The 16,257-nt window shown below is 60.1% G+C and carries 13 protein-coding genes and 2 tRNA genes; 4 read left to right on the plus strand and 11 right to left on the minus strand.

Going from position 1 to position 16,257, the window contains the following annotated elements; all coding sequences use genetic code 11:
* Positions 1-63: 63 nt before the first annotated feature.
* Together FKG95_RS16400 and FKG95_RS16405 are read right to left on the minus strand one after the other, a co-directional pair.
* Positions 64-828 carry an SDR family NAD(P)-dependent oxidoreductase gene (locus FKG95_RS16400; protein ID WP_142897462.1) on the minus strand — a complete coding sequence of 255 codons (765 nt, stop codon included), beginning with the start codon at positions 826-828 and terminating at the stop codon, positions 64-66.
* Positions 825-2,513 carry an acyl-CoA synthetase gene (locus tag FKG95_RS16405; protein WP_142897463.1) on the minus strand — a complete coding sequence of 563 codons (1,689 nt, stop codon included), beginning with the start codon at positions 2,511-2,513 and terminating at the stop codon, positions 825-827. Before FKG95_RS16405 ends, FKG95_RS16400 begins: the two co-directional genes overlap by 4 nt.
* 259 nt (positions 2,514-2,772) lie before the next feature.
* Here FKG95_RS16405 and FKG95_RS16410 point away from each other — a divergent pair, with 259 nt between their 5' ends.
* Positions 2,773-3,414 carry a DsbA family oxidoreductase gene (locus tag FKG95_RS16410; RefSeq protein ID WP_142897464.1) on the plus strand — a complete coding sequence of 214 codons (642 nt, stop codon included), beginning with the start codon at positions 2,773-2,775 and terminating at the stop codon, positions 3,412-3,414.
* 11 nt (positions 3,415-3,425) lie between these two features.
* Here FKG95_RS16410 and FKG95_RS16415 read toward each other — a convergent pair whose 3' ends face one another.
* Positions 3,426-4,313 (minus strand): LysR family transcriptional regulator, encoded by an 888-nt coding sequence (locus tag FKG95_RS16415; RefSeq protein ID WP_142897465.1) that lies wholly within the window; start codon positions 4,311-4,313, stop codon positions 3,426-3,428.
* A 107-nt stretch (positions 4,314-4,420) separates the two neighbouring features.
* Here FKG95_RS16415 and FKG95_RS16420 point away from each other — a divergent pair, with 107 nt between their 5' ends.
* Positions 4,421-4,846, plus strand: coding sequence for a tautomerase family protein (locus tag FKG95_RS16420; protein WP_179954126.1), 426 nt, complete (start codon positions 4,421-4,423; stop codon positions 4,844-4,846).
* A 24-nt stretch (positions 4,847-4,870) separates the two neighbouring features.
* On the opposite strand, the gene mfd is transcribed toward FKG95_RS16420, so the two are convergent.
* The 3 genes from mfd to FKG95_RS16435 all read right to left on the minus strand — a co-directional run bounded on the left by mfd (position 4,871) and on the right by FKG95_RS16435 (position 9,828).
* On the minus strand, positions 4,871-8,389 hold the full coding sequence (gene mfd, locus FKG95_RS16425; RefSeq protein WP_425456761.1) for a transcription-repair coupling factor: 3,519 nt from the start codon (positions 8,387-8,389) through the stop codon (positions 4,871-4,873).
* On the minus strand, positions 8,386-8,658 hold the full coding sequence (locus tag FKG95_RS16430) for an FAD assembly factor SdhE (RefSeq protein ID WP_142897467.1): 273 nt from the start codon (positions 8,656-8,658) through the stop codon (positions 8,386-8,388). The genes mfd and FKG95_RS16430 overlap by 4 nt, the downstream gene beginning before the upstream one ends.
* Before the next feature lie 114 nt (positions 8,659-8,772).
* Positions 8,773-9,828, minus strand: coding sequence for a response regulator (locus tag FKG95_RS16435; RefSeq protein ID WP_142897468.1), 1,056 nt, complete (start codon positions 9,826-9,828; stop codon positions 8,773-8,775).
* Positions 9,829-10,029: 201 nt separating this feature from the next.
* On the opposite strand from FKG95_RS16435, the gene recG reads away from it, so the two are divergent.
* The gene (gene recG / locus FKG95_RS16440; RefSeq protein WP_142897469.1) at positions 10,030-12,123 is read left to right on the plus strand and encodes an ATP-dependent DNA helicase RecG; all 2,094 of its coding nucleotides are present in this window, start codon (positions 10,030-10,032) and stop codon (positions 12,121-12,123) included.
* Here recG and FKG95_RS16445 read toward each other — a convergent pair.
* The 4 genes from FKG95_RS16445 to FKG95_RS16465 all read right to left on the minus strand — a co-directional run bounded on the left by FKG95_RS16445 (position 12,120) and on the right by FKG95_RS16465 (position 14,778).
* Positions 12,120-12,542, minus strand: coding sequence for a RidA family protein (locus tag FKG95_RS16445; protein ID WP_142897470.1), 423 nt, complete (start codon positions 12,540-12,542; stop codon positions 12,120-12,122). The genes recG and FKG95_RS16445 overlap by 4 nt on opposite strands.
* Before the next feature lie 147 nt (positions 12,543-12,689).
* Positions 12,690-14,165, minus strand: coding sequence for a DUF502 domain-containing protein (locus FKG95_RS30200; RefSeq protein ID WP_246116807.1), 1,476 nt, complete (start codon positions 14,163-14,165; stop codon positions 12,690-12,692).
* Positions 14,166-14,527: 362 nt separating this feature from the next.
* Positions 14,528-14,614, minus strand: a tRNA-Leu gene (locus FKG95_RS16460).
* 77 nt (positions 14,615-14,691) lie between these two features.
* Positions 14,692-14,778, minus strand: a tRNA-Leu gene (locus tag FKG95_RS16465).
* A gap of 352 nt (positions 14,779-15,130) precedes the next feature.
* Between FKG95_RS16465 and FKG95_RS16470 the strand changes: the two genes are divergently transcribed.
* Positions 15,131-15,493 carry a TraR/DksA family transcriptional regulator gene (locus FKG95_RS16470; RefSeq protein ID WP_246116808.1) on the plus strand — a complete coding sequence of 121 codons (363 nt, stop codon included), beginning with the start codon at positions 15,131-15,133 and terminating at the stop codon, positions 15,491-15,493.
* Positions 15,494-15,609: 116 nt separating this feature from the next.
* Here FKG95_RS16470 and FKG95_RS16475 read toward each other — a convergent pair whose 3' ends face one another.
* Positions 15,610-15,828 (minus strand): DUF3126 family protein, encoded by a 219-nt coding sequence (locus tag FKG95_RS16475; RefSeq protein WP_142897471.1) that lies wholly within the window; start codon positions 15,826-15,828, stop codon positions 15,610-15,612.
* Between the last annotated feature and the right edge of the window lie 429 nt (positions 15,829-16,257).

Consider the following 16,257-nt stretch of genomic DNA (forward strand, 5'->3'; position numbering starts at 1 on the left):
AGGCCTTCGGGTTCATACGGTTTAGCATTTAAGGTCTTCAATTGGCTTCTCGAACTGGCGGTTCTATACGGCGGCGGACTGCCCGCCATCGATCGTGATGACACTGCCGGTCATGTAACGCGATGCGTCGGAGGCCATCAACAGGAGAGCGCCGTCGAGATCGCGCTCCTGACCGAAGCCGCGCTGCGGGATCTTTTTCTTCAGCTTCTCGCCCATCGGGCCGGTGAGAAAGTCCCGATTGATGTCGGTCTCGATGTAGCCCGGCGCCAGGGCATTGACCCGGATGTTGTAGCGGGCCAGCTCGATCGAGAGGGCGCGGGTCAGGTTCACGACCGCTGCCTTGGTGGCGCAGTAGCCCGCCAGCTGGCCGGTCGCCCGTTCTCCCAGCACCGACGCGACATTGATGATGGAGCCGCCATGACCCAGGCGCACCATATGCTGGGCAACCTGCTGCGCCATATGCCAGACGCCGTTCAGGTTGGTGTCGATCACCCGGTCCCACTCTTCGCGCTCCAGCTCCAGGGCCGGTTTCGAGATGGCGATGCCGGCGTTGTTGACCAGGATCGTGATCGGGCCCAACTCGGTCTCGGCCGTGTCGATACAGGCGCTGATGGAGTTCGGATCCGTAACGTCGAGCCGGATCGGGATTGCCCGGCCGTCCTCCGCGCTGATCTTGCGCGCCAGATCGCTGAGGGATTCGGTTCGCCGGGCCGCGATAGCGACCTTGGCCCCCGCGGTGGCAAGGGTTTGCGCGAAATGGCGGCCCAGGCCGCTGGAAGCGCCGGTGACCAGTGCGACCTGGCCTTCGAGATTGAAGAGAGAATTCATGCGTCTGCGTCCCCGGTCCGCTGTCTGAGGAGGAATTTTTGAATCTTACCGGTCGAGGTTTTCGGCAAGGGGCCGAAGATCACGGTTTTCGGCAGCTTGAAGCCTGCCATGTTTTCCCGGCAGAAGGCGATGATCTCGGCTTCGTCGGCAGCTTCGCCGTCTTTCAGGGTCACGAAGGCGCAGGGCGTTTCACCCCAGGTCGCATCGCTCTTGGCCACCACCGCGGCTTCCAGGACCTTTGGATGCCGGTAGAGCGTGTCCTCGATCTCCAGGCTGGAGATATTCTCGCCGCCCGAAATGATCACGTCCTTGGCCCGGTCCTTGATCTCGATGTAACCGTCTGGGTGCCGGACCGCCAGATCGCCGCTGTGGAACCAGCCGCCGGAGAGGGCCGCATCGCTGGCCTCGGGGTTTTTCAGGTAGCCCTTCATCACCGTATTGCCCCGCAGCATCAGCTCGCCCATCGCCTCTCCATCCCAGGCGCATTCTTCCATCGTCTCGGGGTCGGCGATCATGATGTCTTCCAGGGTCACCAGGCTCACACCCTGGCGGGCCATCTTGGCCGCCCGGCCCTGCAGGTCCAAGCCGTCCCAGGACTCCTGCCAGGCGCAAAGGGTGGCGGGACCATAGGTTTCCGTCAGGCCGTAGAGGTGAAGAACCCGGAAACCGTCCTTCTCCATGGCTTCGATCACAGCACTTGGCGGCGCGGCCCCGCCGGTTGCGATCTCAACCTCGTGATCGAAAGCGACTTTGACGTCCTCAGGCGCATTGGAAAGCATGTTGAGCACGATCGGCGCGCCACACATCTGAGTCACGCGATGTTCGCGGATCATCGGAAAAATCAGGGCCGGATCAACCTTGCGCAGGCAGACATGGGTGCCGCAGGCCGCGGTCACCGCCCAGGTAAAGGTCCAGCCGTTGCAGTGAAACATGGGCAGCGTCCAGAGGTAGACGCTTTTGTGCGAGAGACCGAAGGTCACCAGGTTCCCCATGGCGTTCAGGTAAGCGCCCCGGTGGTGATAAACGACGCCCTTGGGGTTACCGGTCGTGCCCGAAGTATAGAGCAGCGAAATCGCCTGCCATTCGTCTTGGGGCTGCCGGGCGCTAAACTCAGGATCGCCCTCTGCCAGCAGGGCCTCGTAGGTCACTTCGCCGATCAGCTCGCCGGACTCCGCCAGCGGATCGTCGATGTCGATGACCAGGATCTCGTCCTCTAAGTCCGCAAGAGCTTCCGAGATCACCGGCGAGAACTCCCGGTCGGTGATCAGGGCTTTCGCTTCCCCGTGTTTGAGCATGAACGCGATCGTCGCCGCGTCCAGGCGGACGTTCAGCGCATTGAGCACTGCGCCCGACATCGGAATACCATAGTGTGCTTCCAGCATGGCCGGCACGTTCGGTGCCATGATCGCGACCGTGTCGCCGGGACCGATACCCCGCTGTGACAAAGATGAGGCAAGTCGACAGGATCGCCGGTAAAAATCCCGGTAATTGACCCGTTGTTCGCCATGAATGACGGCAACCTTCTCGGGATAAACCTGCGCGGCGCGCTTCAGGAAGCTGATCGGGGATAATGGCTCATAGTTGGCCGGATTCGCCGTCAGGCCCTGTTCGAAAATGCAGCCCTGAGCAGTTTGCGTCTTGGCGCCTGCCCTCGTCTCTCCCAAAGATCCTGCCGAACCCGACATGACGCTTCCAACCCTGACATCGCTTGTTTTTATACAACCCGTGAAGATTCATGAGCTTCCGGGCCGCGATTAGAGGCCTATGCTTGAATGCTCGGGGTGGAAAGGTCAAGTTTATCCAAGCCATGCCGGCGTGAATGCGGGGTGGCCTGGAACCATCGAGAATGTGAATGGCCCTCCCGCGTCGCGAATGCGAAACTGCAGAATCCTCGGCGGTCGGCCGAATTCAACAGCCAATCTGTAAGCTCAAGGATCTAACACCATGGAACTGGACATCTTTTCGGACACGATCTGCCCCTGGTGTTTGATCGGCAAGCGCCGTCTGGAGCGCGCCTTGGCGGAGCGGCCGCAACCCGGCCTGAAGATCCGCTGGCGGGCCTTTCAGCTCAATCCCGATATGCCAACCGGCGGCATGGACCGGACGCTCTATCTGGAAACCAAGTTCGGCGGTCCGGAAAATGCGCGCAGCGTCTACGACCGTATCCGCGAGGCCGGCGCGAGTGAGAACATCGATTTCAATTTCGACGGCATCAGCCACACCCCGAACACGGTCGATTCGCACCGCCTGATCCGCTACGCCGAGCGCCATGACTGCCAGGACGCGGTAGTTGAGGCCCTGTTCCAGGCCTACTTCATCGACGGTCAAAACATCGGCGATCACGGGGTTCTGGCTTCCGTGGCTAGTGCCAGCGGCCTGGACGAGGAAACCGTCCGTGCCTATCTGGCCTCCGGCGAAGATGCCGAAGCCATCCGCGCCGAAGATGCCGAGGCGCGCGCGGTCGGGATCAACGGCGTCCCCTGCTTCATCTTCAACGGCCGCCACGCCCTGCCCGGAGCGCAATCGCCGGAGGTCTTCTATCAGCTCTTCGATTTGGCACGGGAAGAGGCGCAACCCGTGACCTGAACGGTGGCGGGTTAGAGTTCAGCCCTCAGAAAATCGATGAAGGCCCTGACCCGTGGGATCTTTTGCCTGCCGGGCGCGACCAGTGCCGTGATGGGTTGCGGGTCGGGGTCGTGATGACCTTCGAGCAAGGAGACAAGCCGGCCATCGGCAAGAGCGTCCGCACCCAGAAAGTCGCCCAGGCGGATGATCCCGGCGCCGGCGATCGCCATGCGCAACAGGCTTTCGGCGCTGTCCGACCTCACGCTGCCTGAAACCGCCAGATCGATCCTTCGGGCGTCCTGATACATCGGCCAGACCGCCTGTCGGGAAAAGCCCCTCAGGAGCAAGCAGTTATGCTGCGTGAGTTCTTGTGCCGTTTCGGGTTTCCCATGCTTTGCGAGGTAATCGGGACTGGCGGCGATAACTCGCCTTACAGTGCCGATCCTGACCGCAATGAGGTCGCTGTCGTTCAAGGGGCCGACCCGGATGGTGACATCGTTCTGCGCTGCGATCGGATCGATACGTTGGTCACTCACCGAGACGTCGAGCGCGATTTCGGGATATCGCTCCAGCAACCGAGGCAGCAGCGGCGAGAGCTTATGGTTGGCGAATGCTGTCCCGGAGTTTATCCGAAGCTCTCCGCGCGGCCGGCCAAGCGTGCTGGAAACCTCGGCCTCTGCCGCCTCTGCGAGTGCGAGCATATCCCGTGCATAGCCGAGAAAGGCCTCTCCTTCCGGGGTGAGGACCAGGCTGCGCGTTGAACGCTGCAAGAGCTTTACGCGGAGCCGGTCCTCAAGACGGGACACGACCCGGGACACCCCGGAGGCTGTGAATCCGGTTTCCTCCGCAACTGCGGCGAAGCTCCCAAGCTCCACCACCCGAAGGAAGGTTGCGATTTCAGGAGTGAGTGATTGCTTCATTCAAGACAATTCAGCAAGACAAAAACGTAAAATGACGATTTTTCATCAAAATAGTCTGGAATAGAAAGATGGTCTTGTCGTTAAAATTCGTCAAAAGGGAAACAGCTATGCCTCTCGTTCGATTTTCTGTCCCCGCTGCGCTCTCCGCTGCTAAAACCCGCGCTCTGGCGGATGCCGTGCACGACGGACTGGTGGCGACCTGCGCCGTGCCGGTGAAGGACCGCTTTCACCTGATTTCCGTCTTTCCCCCGGAACGGATGGACCTCGACCCGTCCTTCCCCGACGTCAAGCGCACGACAGAGGCGTCGGTCGTGGACATTCTCTTCCTGGAGGGCCGGACGAATGCGCAGCGCGCAGACCTCTTCCGGCATATCGCGGCGGGCGCAATGGCGGCGGGTTTTCAGGGTGACGACATCATGATCGCGCTGACGGAAAACGCGACGACCGATTGGTCGTTGGGCTATGGGCGCAGTTACGGCGACGCTCATGGCGCGTCAGATGAACTTTTACCTGCATCGACAGCAGAAAAGTAAAGCGTGATAAGAGGTTAAAGAGAGCTATGCGCGCGCGGCCTTCACCAGACTGGTCAGCATCATGCGCACGCCCTTAACCCGCGCCTTGGCGTCGGTCCAGGCGCGTTTGTAGACCAGCTTATGGTCCGGGCGCAGGTTGACGATCCCAGCCTGGGACTGGATATAGCCGATCAGCTTGGCCGGATTGGCGAACTGATCGTTGTGGAAGGCGACCACGGCGCCCTTGGGGCCGGCGTCGACCTTGATCACGCCGGCATCCCGGCAGAGCTGTTTGATGGCCATGATATCCAGCAGGTTCTCGACCTCTTCCGGCAAATCGCCGAAGCGGTCGATGAGTTCGGCGGCAAAACCCTCGATTTCCGTTCGGGTGACCAGCTCCGACAGGCGGCGGTAGAGGCCGAGACGCACGTTGAGGTCGGTGACGTAACGCTCTGGAATCAGGACCGAAGTGCCAACATTGATCTGCGGCGTCCAGCCTTTGGCTTCCTGCTCCTCGTCCGCCCGGCCCCCGCTTTTGGCCACCGCGACCGCCTCCTCGAGCATCTGCTGGTAAAGCTCGATCCCGACCTCGCGGATGTGGCCGGACTGTTCCTCGCCCAGCAAGTTTCCGGCACCGCGAATATCCATGTCGTGGCTGGCAAGGGTGAAGCCCGCCCCAAGGCTATCAAGGGTCTGCATGACATTCAGGCGCTTCTCCGCGGCTGTGCTCAGCAGGCGGCCTGGCGGCAGGGTGAGATAGGCGTAGCCACGGGTCTTGGAGCGCCCGATGCGACCGCGGATCTGATAAAGCTGGGCCAACCCGAACATGTCGGCCCGATGGACGATCATGGTGTTAGCGCTCGGTATATCCAGGCCGGATTCGATGATGTTGGTGGAAAGCAGCACATCGTACTGATGGTCGTAGAAGGCGGTCATGACTGCCTCCAGCTCGCTTGGAGCAAGCTGACCATGCGCCACCGCCACCTTCACTTCGGGCACCAGTTTCGCCAGGCGTTCCTTCAGCTCGGCGATGTCGGCCAGGCGGGGACAGACGTAGAAGGTCTGGCCGCCGCGGTAGTGCTCGCGCAGGATCGCCTCGCGCACAATGACCGGGTCATAGGGGAGAACGAAGGTGCGGACGGCCAGGCGGTCGACCGGCGGCGTCGCGATCAGGCTCATTTCCTTCACGCCAGACATGGCCAGCTGAAGGGTGCGCGGAATCGGGGTCGCGGTCAGGGTCAGGACGTGCACGTCCTCGCGGATCTGTTTCAGACGTTCCTTCTGCTTCACGCCGAAATGCTGCTCCTCGTCGACGATCAAGAGACCGAGGTCGCGGAAGCGTACGCTTTTGCCCAGAAGCGCATGGGTGCCGACCACGATCTCGACGGTGCCCTTCTCCAGGCCCGCCCGGGCGTCGCTGGCGTCCTTGGCGGTCACCAGCCGGGAAAGCTGTACCACGCGTACAGGCAGGCCGTTGAAGCGGTCTGCGAAGGTCTTGTAGTGCTGTCGGGCCAGGAGCGTTGTCGGCACCACGACGGCCACCTGTTTGCCGGCCATCACAGCGATAAAGGCCGCGCGCAGGGCGACTTCCGTCTTGCCGAAGCCCACATCACCGCACACGAGCCGGTCCATGGGTTTGCCCGATCCCAGATCATCCAGGATATCTTCGATCGCCCGCAACTGATCTTCGGTTTCAGGAAACGGGAAACGGGCGGCGAACTCGTCGTAGATGCCTTCCGGCGGCACCAGGGAGTCAGCAGTTCTAAGGGCACGAGCCGCGGCGATCTTGATCAGTTCGTCGGCGATCGCCTTTATGCGCTGTTTGACCCGGGCCTTACGGGATTGCCAGCCGCCGCCGCCGAGGCGGTCCAGCTCGACCGAGCTGTCTTCCGAACCGAAGCGCGACAGCACCTCGATGTTTTCCACAGGCACGAAGAGCTTGTCGCCACCGTGATAGATCACCTTCAGGCAATCATGCGGCGCACCGCCGACCTCAATGGTCTCTAGCCCTTCGTAGCGGCCGATCCCGTGATCGACGTGAACCACCAGATCCTGCGCCTGCAGGGTCGAAACCTCGGTCAGGAAGTTTTCAGACCGCCGCCGTTTCTTCTGCTGGCGCCCGATACGCTCGCCCAAAATGTCCTGCTCGGTGACCAGGGTGAATTCGGGCGTGGCGAAGCCGTGATCGATCTCCAGGGTAATCAGCGCAACTGATGCAGCGTCCAGAGCGAGAGCGCCGGACCAGGTCTCGGCAGGGGTCAGTCCGCCCTGCCCGTGCTCACGCAGCAGGTTCCCGAGGCGGTCGCGGGCGCCGTCGCTGAAGGCCGCCACGATCACCCGCCGGTTCTGCGACTGCTCCTGGACGATAAACTTACGGACGGCATCGAAGACATTGACGTCGTCCTGAGCCCGAGCTTCAGAAAAATTCTCTCCCGCCCTGGCCTCTGCATCGACGATACCGGGCAGGTCTTCAGGCAATGCAAAGGGCGTAAAGTGGCCGCCCCTGACCCGCGCCAGGTTCTTGTCCCACTCATCCGCGCTCAGATAGAGCTGCGTGGGCGGCAGCGGTTTATAGGGTGCGCCTCCGGCATCGCGGACCGATGCCATGGTTTTTCTGGCACCATAGAAATCGTCGATGGCTTCCCAGCGCGCATCCCGTGCTTCCGTCGCCTGATGATCCAGCAGGACGATGGGATCGGGCAGGTAATCGAGCAGGGTCTCGAGCTCGGCGTGAAAGAGCGGCAGCCAATGCTCCATGCCGGGGTGAATCCGGCCATCGGAAATGGATTCGTACAACGGATCGTCACGCGACACGGCACCGAAGCTCTCCCGGTAGCCGGAACGGAAGCGCTCCACCGCGTCGGGTGTCAGGGTGATTTCCCCCACCGGCTTCAGGCTGGCGCGCTCCAGGCGCCCGGTGGTCAACTGCGTGAGAGGGTCAAACCGGCGAATGCTCTCGATTTCGTCGCCGAAAAAGTCGAGGCGAACCGGCTGTTCGGCGCCTGGTGGGAAGATGTCGACGATCCCGCCGCGGATAGCGAACTCTCCGGCCTCGCCGACCGTCTCCGTCCGGATGTAGCCATTGGAGGCAAGAAATGACTGAAGATCGGCGGTCTCGATCCTGGTTCCCGCTGCGATCTCCTTGAGCCGGCCGGTGAAGGTCGCACGCGGCGGGACTCGCTGCATCAGGGCATTAACCGTGGTCGCGATGACACGTGCCGGCCCTGTCGCGCTCTCCGGGTTCTCGCCAGCGGTCACGATATCGGTCAGAACATCGACCCGCCGCGCCAGGATATCCCGGTGCGGACTGACCCGGTCGTACGGCAGGCAATCCCAGGCCGGAAAACTGCGGATTTCGGCGTCGGGCGCGAAAAAGCCGAGCACGGACTCCATTTTGGCCATACGGGTGTCGTCGCGTGCCACAAATATGATGGTTCCACCGGGATTGGACGCACAAAGCTGCGCAACGGTCAGGGCATCGACACCCTCCGGGGCATTCGCGATCTGATGACGGAGCGGAGGGTTTTGATCGGCGGAATCAAGAAGAGACTTTAAAAACTTCAAGGCTTTTCAGGTGTGTAACGAAAGTTCAGGAGAAGTTCGGTGACGTCGCTCAGCAGGTCTTCGGGCGGCTGCGACTCACCGGTGAACCACTGATAGAGCACAGGATCGGGTTGATCCAGGATAACTTCGTAGCGATCGAGTTGAGCGCTATCCATAGCGTCCAGATGCTGTTCGGCGAAGTTCCCGAGCAGCAGATCGGTTTCCTTGGTTCCCCGATGCCAGCTTCTGAATTTCAGTTGCTTACGGCGTTTGGTTAAGTCGTCACTCATGGCTTCACCGATCGTTACACGTGGGTTGGTCGCTGGACTTAGCGGGTGTGAGGTGAGAACTGTACGCTCGTCAGGCTGCATTCAAGCAGTGATTTGAGCACAGGCCTGATCCCGCTACTTGTAACGCTTCACCGCGGCCTCGATTTCCTGAAGCAACGCCGTACCGACGTCGCCGCCGTGTCCCACGATCTTATTCTTGAAAACCGTGCGGATGGTATCGATGTGCGCCCCGATCAGCTTGATCCGGTCCTGCGTCGGCGGCTGGCCTGTGGGCTTGGTGACCTTGTAGAGCGATTTGCCAACGTCCGTCACCAGTGGGTAGTCGAAGATGCCGCCCTGTCCGCGAAGCTCGTGCGCCACCTCGTTGATCTTGGCCAGATTCTGGTCCTGGTCGCCCTTACCGCTGATCAGGGCCTCCTGGGCCGTGCTGATGGCTGTTACGTAGCGTTCCATCCAGTCGCCGTAGTCGCCGACCAGTTTCTGAATCCGCCGCTCGGCGGCCTGAATCAACGCCGGGTCAAAAGCGACCGGTATGTTGCGGGCGTTGGGGCCAAGCTTGTCGCGCAGGCGGTCATCCAGATTGAAATGGATGGCGCGCACGTCGTCACGCAGGGTCCGCTCGGACGATGGCCCCCGGATAAATTGGATCTGTTCCTTCTTCGTAACCCGGCGATCCTCCGCGACCGGCATTTGGGCACGCCGCCGGTCCGGCCCAAAATAGCCTTCCGCCAGAACAAAATGGCGCGGCGAATTCACCAGCATCAGAAGGCGCTCGGCAATGGTTTTCGAAGCAAAGGGCTTGGCAAGGAATTCGGTGACACCGCCATCCCGCGCAGCTTCCACCACTTCGCGGTCGGCAGCGCCTGAAACCATGATAAAGGGCACGAAGCGGTCGGGAACATTCGGGCCGGTCCGGATCCAGCGCAGGAACAGCCGTCCATCTACCTGAGGCATCACGCAGTCGGAGATAATCAGATCGACGGTGCCGATGCCGGCACCGATCGGATCTTCAAGGCTCATCTTCAGGCGTTCGATGGCCGCCGCGCCGTCGATATCGGCAACGACTTTCCCGACGCCCAGCGTTTTCAGAACCGATGTCAGCAGCTCCCGAATAAAGCGATTGTCGTCGACAATCAGAACCGTCAAACGATCCCAACGAAGATCTTGCATAGCTCACCAAATGTCTCAAACCGCCCGAATGTCTTGGACGGCGATCCCGGTCGCGAATTGCCTTGGTGCAAATTGTCTCGTCATTATCAGGCTATTCGTGACCCGGCCGAATAATCCTATACGATAACGATTATATGATAGCTCCGATTCCGCGATAGGTGCAGTCTCAGAGTCTCGCACCCTTTTCAGGCTTGTAGACAGTTGCGACCCGAGATTCTATTTCCCCTCTTTGCTCCGATTACCAGTATTTCCGGCATCGGTCCACGTTTCGCTGCGCTTTTTGAGCGTCTGGTGGGCGCGCATGTCCTCGATCTTTGCTGGCATCTGCCCAATGGGTTGATTGACCGGCGCTATAGTCCGCGTATTGCGGAAGCGCAACCGGGCCGCATCGCCACAATCTCGGCGCGCGTTCTGCGGCATCATCCGGCACCGGCACGTGGCCGTCCCTACCGGGTTGTGGTCGGCGACGACTCCGGTGAGTTGCAGCTGGTGTTCTTCCATGCCCGTGCCGACTATCTGGAAAAAATACTGCCGGAGGGTGAGATCCGGGTGGTCAGCGGTAAGCTCGAGGTCTTCGGTGGCGGTTTGCAGATGTCACACCCGGATCATATCGTGCCGGAGAGTGAGCGCGCCGACATTCAGACCGTGCAACCGGTGTATCCCCTGACTGCCGGCTTGCCCCAAAAGGTCGTGGCGAAAGCGGTCACCAAGGCGGTTGAAACGGCCCTGGCCCATACGGCAGACTTTCCCGAGTGGCTGGATCCCGCCCTGCAACGCCAGCGCGGTTGGCCCGGCTGGTATGAGGCCCTTCGTGATGTCCATCGGCCTCAGGAAGCGCAGGATCTCGAAGCGACAACCCCGGTCCGCAGCCGACTGGCCTACGACGAACTCCTGGCCAATCAGCTGGCGCTGGCCCTGATCCGCCGCAACCAGACCCGGCACAAGGGGCGCCGGATCACGGGGGATTCAAGCCTGCGCGCGCGGGTCCTGGACGCCCTGCCCTTTGCCCTGACCAATTCCCAGCACCTGGTTTTAAGCGAGATCGACGGCGATATGGCGAGTGACTCGCGCATGCTCCGCCTGGTCCAGGGCGATGTGGGCAGCGGAAAGACCGTGGTCGCCCTGCTGGCCATGATGGCCGCGGTCGAATCCGGAGCCCAGGCGGCCATCATGGCGCCGACCGAGATCCTGGCCCGCCAGCATCATAAGACGATCGAACCCCTCGCCCGGGCCGCCGGGGTCGCGGTCGAGCTTCTGACCGGCCGGGATAAGGGCAAGGGCCGCGCCGCGGTGCTGGCGCGGATCGCCTCCGGAGAATCGGCCATTGTCATTGGCACCCATGCCTTGTTTCAACAGGATGTGGCCTTCAACGACCTAGCGCTAGCAGTCATCGACGAGCAACATCGTTTCGGTGTGCACCAGCGCCTCACCCTCGCTGAAAAAGGCCGGGGTGTCGACATGCTGGTGATGACCGCGACCCCGATACCGCGCACCCTGATGCTGACCGCCTATGGCGATATGGACGTTTCCAAAATCACCGAGAAGCCCGCCGGCCGGCAGCCGATCGACACCCGTACCCTCCCCACGGACCGTCTGCCCGAAGTGGTCGATGGAATCGGCCGGGCGCTCCGCAGCGGGACGCGGGTCTACTGGGTTTGCCCGCTGGTTGAGGAGTCTGAGCTCAGTGACCTTGCTGCTGCGGAGGACCGCTACAGGGAACTTCAGATGCACTTCGGCGAGCGTGTCGGCCTGGTGCACGGCAAGATGAAAGCCAAGGAGAAGGATGCCGCGATGGCGGCCTTCGTCGCGGGCGATACCTCGCTGCTGGTTGCCACCACCGTCATCGAGGTTGGTGTCGATGTGCCCGAAGCCTCAATCATGGTGATCGAGCACGCGGAACGTTTCGGATTGGCACAACTTCATCAACTTCGCGGCCGGATCGGCCGGGGCTCGCAGAAATCGAGCTGTCTGCTGCTGTATCAGGGTCCGCTAGGCGAGATCTCCAGGGCGCGATTGAACATCATGCGAGAGACCGATGATGGCTTTCGTATCGCCGAAGAAGATCTGCGTCTGCGCGGTGCCGGCGAGCTGCTGGGTACCCGTCAAAGCGGCTTCCCGGAATTCCGGCTGGCTGACCTGCAGGTACATGGCGATCTGCTCGCGGTCGCGCGGGACGACGCGCAACTGATCCTGAACAAGGACCCCGATCTCGACTCAGAACGCGGTCAGGCGCTCAGAGTTTTACTTTATCTTTTCGAGCGGGATGCCGCCGTGAAGTACCTGAGATCCGGTTAAACTGCCGGATCACGGTATCTCGCGTGCGGAATAACGGCGATTGGCACCAACTCAACCAACAACTCCGGACTCACCAGTCCGGGCGTTTGAATCAGAATACTGGCGGGCGCGTTTTCCGACGTGAAGCGTTCGGCACGAACTTTTTGGATGGCCGGAAGATCTGCCGGGTTCAGAAAGAAGATCGTTAGAGACACGATGTCTTCCAGGCGCCCGCCGACGGACGCAAGAATGCTCTCCACGTTATCGAAACACTGCCGGATTTGAGCCTCGCACTCACCCTTGCCGACGAGAAGGCCGTAGCCATCCCAGGCAACCTGGCCCGTTATGTACAGCGTGCGGCCTTCCGGCGCGACAATTCCATGATTGAAGGCCCGGCCATTTTGCGGCCAGCCCGAAGCAGGATTAAAGCGAACGGTCATCGACTGATCTCCATGGGCTATTGCGCAGCATCAAATGGCTGCTGAGCAGGGTTGAGGCTCCCGAGGTGGCAGGTTCGCAGGCAAAAAGCGGACAGCGCCTAAACTCGCTGGTTTGAGCAGTGAAGCGAGGGGGACTTGGCTTGCGCGTCAGCCCGCCTTGGCGACGGGCTCCACACCTTCAGGAGGCCTGCCAGGATCGTCGGGGTCTGAAGCTTTACCGCCACCGGCTTCGGGTCGCCGGTCCGGAGGCGTGACGATACCGCCCGACACGACCATCTTGATGCCTTCTTCGATCGTCATGCTGAGCTTTCGGGTTTCCTCTCGCGGCACGAAGAGCAAAAAGCCGGACGTCGGGTTCGGTGTGGTCGGCAGGAAAATGTTCACGGCATCTTTCGGGCCCGCCTCGGTGATCCGGTAGTTCGATCCGCCGGTCAAAAAGCCGATGGCCCAACTTTCCTTGCGGGGATACTGCACCAGTACGACATCGCGAAAAGCATTGGACTGCTGCTGGAAGACGGCTTCGAAAATCTGCTTGAGAGCGCCGTAGAGGCCTCTGATGACCGGCATACGGTCCAGCAGGTTCTCGCCGAAGCGCACAATGCTGCGTCCCACCAGCCCGGCGGTTAGAAAGCCGATCAGGGTAAGGGAGATGACCAATGCGAGGACGCCGAGGCCGGGAATACTGAAAGGCAGATAGGTTTCGGGGTTCCATCTGGCCGGAATCAGCGGCGTGACCCGATCGTCGATGAACGTCACGATCTCAAGGGCGAGCCAACAGGTGATGCCGATGGGAGCGGTGATCAGCACACCGGTGAAAAAACGGTTTCTGAGGCGGCCGATGAAACCGAGCTGATGTGAGCTGTGCGCCTCCGGTTCAGGCTCCTTTTTCTTGCCGGTGCCGTTTCCGTTGCTGCGCTCCAGGGCGCGACCGTCTGCGGTTCCATTCTCCGGCGGGATTACGATACCGCTTGAGATCACGAGCTTGATGCCCTCTTCCACCGTCAGATCAAGGTGGTGCACGTCCCGTTCCGGGATGAACAGCAGGAACCCGGTCGTTGGGTTGGGCGTTGCGGGTACGAAGACATTCACCACCGTCTCACTGGTCAGTTCCTGGACCTCGCCCTCGGTCCTGCCGGTTATGAAGCCGACAGCCCAGGTTCCCCGGTTGGGGTACTCGACCAGCACCACCTCCCGGAAGGCGGTCGATTTCTGCGAGAGCACGGTCTCGAAAACCTGCCTGGTCCAGCTGTAAACGCTGCGCACGATCGGGAGCTGCGAAATTGCGCCTTCGCTCACTCGTGTGATGAGGCGTCCGAGATAGCCTCTTGTCACCGCGCCGACAGCTGTAAGCACGATCAGAACGACCACCAGGCCCAAGCCGGGCAGCGCGAAGGGCAGATAGGTCTCGGGATTCCACTTAACCGGGATCAAGGGGCGTACGGTATTGTCGACGAAGGAAATGAATTTCCAGGCCAGCCAGAACGTGATGCTGACGGGTGCCGCGACCAGCAGACCTGCGAGAAAATAGTTGCGCAGGCGCCCGGCAAAGCTCAAGGCATGGACCGGTTTGTGCCTGCCTGGCTCATGTTTGCCGCCCGTTTTCCGATCGTTCTTGATCGTCATCCCTGTTTTATCCCTGTTGCCGCGTCAGTTCGTAAAACCATGGAAATGCATACTCAGACGAGAGCCCAATCCCGGGTTGCGTCACATATGGGCATCCGCCGTAATCTATGCCAGTGCGAAACCACGCGATGTTGTGACTGCAGTGCAGCGTTTTCACACCAATTAGCGCCCGAACAGACAGCCCAATCCCATACCCTATTGAAGTCAGCTCTTATGAGCCAGCGCCAGCTTGAAATGTCGCTGTGAATTCGGCGCCATCCAAATGGCGAACTGGAAAAACACGGTCGCAGACGTTGCCGCCATCCTGTCATTTTGGGTGATTTGGGAGCTATCCCAGGCTCCCGGGGTTCTTCCGGGTCAGGTGGTGCGGATGAGAGGACTTGAACCTCCACTCCCTTTCGGGAACATGCACCTGAAGCATGCGCGTCTACCAATTCCGCCACATCCGCATCAGTCGGTCAGGCTCTAAACTCAAACCCGATCCTGTCTCGTGACATCCATAGCGTCCGGCCCAATGGTCCGAACTTGGTGCGGCTGAGAGGACTTGAACCTCCACCCCGTTTCCAGGACAACGACCTCAACGTTGCGCGTCTACCGATTCCGCCACAGCCGCATGCATGGATCGGGCCGATGGCCCGGTGTCACGGAGCGGGAGTTATAACCTTCTAATCCGAAAGGGCAACGGAAATTTACATCGAATATGATTTATTCTTCGCCTGCCGCTTTTCACGTCGTTTAAACGGCCTCCGGATCCGCATTTTCGCGTCAATGCGGCCCTAGACATGCGCTCGGCAGGTTTTTTGCCTGTGAGTGAGGGGCGATTCGCTTGCAGAAAACGGGAATAAGAAAGGAGTATAGCGACCAAGAATTGCATTGCGCCGGTTGCGTGGTTGAGCACGGTTTTAGGAGAAATATATGTCTACACTATACGGACGGCTGATTTTGCTGCTATCCTGCGGGTTCCTGTGACCGATCGAACCGATATCGATATTCCTGCCATGACCAAGCGACTGCACGATCGACGTGCTGAGCTTCAGGGGCTGACAGCCAGCAGTGAAGATCAGCGACGGCCCGTTGAACTCGACCAGACACGTGTCGGTCGCTTGTCACGTATGGACGCTTTGCAGGTTCAAGCTATGTCACTCGAGACGGAACGCCGCCGTTCCATCGAACTCAATCGCATCGAAGCTGCCCTGGACCGCATTGCTGAGGGCGATTACGGTTATTGCCTGCTCTGCGGCGACGACATCGCGGTCAAGCGCCTCGAATTCGATCCGACCGCGACGACTTGTATTTCCTGTGCCCGTGAGACCGAGCACAAAAACTAACCGCAAAACCAGGGGAATTTCAGGTGGCCGGCACTGCGTCGTCCAGAACCGTGGCGATGTGAAGCGGCTCTGGACCTAAACGGACTCCGGAGGTGTCAGATAAGTTTGCGGGCAGGTCAGTTTGCGGGCGGAAGATCGATGTCGAGAATGGCCATATTGAAGGCATAAGAGGTTTCGCCTTCGTCTTCGTCCTTGTAGATAACACCGATAAACTCACCACCGATACTGACCTCAATCGAATCGCTCTTTTTGGTCTTCATGTCGAGCGTGATCCGGTCGGTGTTGAATTTTTCACGCAGATAGCTCTGGATGCGCAGGATTTCTGATGTCTCCACGATGGACTCCGTTCACCTAGAGTGCGCTCCCTCTTGCCGAACCCGGTCAAGAGCGCGAATCGCCCTCAAAAATTATGATGTAGAACCTGGGTCCTTTTTTCATTTCAACAATGAAAACGCTCAGGTCCTTTGATTTTACTGCCGCTTTCGCCTGAATGCAGCAACATACCGGGCAGCACTAAAGCGGAAACGAACAACAACACATTGGCTGTTTTGACGGTTTTTTAAATGAGGCAATGCCTCGTTCCGCAGAAACGACAGCCAACACCCTAAGGGGTAGCAGGCGGCGTCGGGACACTGCAATGATCATTTTTGCTTTTCAAACAGACGCCTAGTTTGGTCATCAAAACTCCGGCGATTGAAATAAATAAAAATTTATTCAAATTAGTCGAAAAATTAGTAAGTAAAAAAATAGTAAAGAAATAATAA

Source organism: Denitrobaculum tricleocarpae (assembly GCF_007004665.1).
In the GTDB taxonomy this organism is placed as follows: Bacteria; Pseudomonadota; Alphaproteobacteria; order Kiloniellales; family Kiloniellaceae; genus Denitrobaculum; species Denitrobaculum tricleocarpae.